Source organism: Bacillus cereus group sp. BfR-BA-01524 (assembly GCF_022662595.1).
Lineage (GTDB): Bacteria > Bacillota > Bacilli > Bacillales > Bacillaceae_G > Bacillus_A > Bacillus_A thuringiensis_S.
Map to the genome: position 1 here is coordinate 1 of NZ_JAKUDW010000298.1, position 412 is coordinate 412.

Consider the following 412-nt stretch of genomic DNA (forward strand, 5'->3'; position numbering starts at 1 on the left):
AAACGAAAAAACGGGAACAAAGATTTTAGGAGTAGACTTAGGTCTCAAAGTTCCTGCGGTAGCTATCACAGATGATGATAAAGTTCGTTTCTTCGGGAACGGTAGGCAAAACAAATTTATGAAACGTAAGTTTCGCAGTGTTCGCAAGAAATTAGGAGAAGCTAAGAAACTGAATGCCCTGCGTCAACTTGATGATAAAGAACAAAGATGGATGCAAGACCAAGACCACAAAGTAAGTCGTGAAATCGTTGATTTTGCAACGGATAATAATATTTCTGTCATTCGATTAGAGCAACTAACAAACATTAGACAGACGGCACGAACAAGCCGTAAAAACGAAAAAAATCTACACACTTGGTCATTCCATCGTTTAGCACAATTCATCGAGTACAAAGCGACATTAGTTGGCATA

Annotated in this window: 1 protein-coding gene; it reads left to right on the plus strand. The window is 38.6% G+C overall.

All coding sequences use genetic code 11. The features are described from left to right. Positions 1–412, plus strand: a 412-nt coding sequence (locus MR170_RS31155) for an RNA-guided endonuclease TnpB family protein (RefSeq protein ID WP_242310683.1), incomplete at both ends; no start/stop codon positions are given.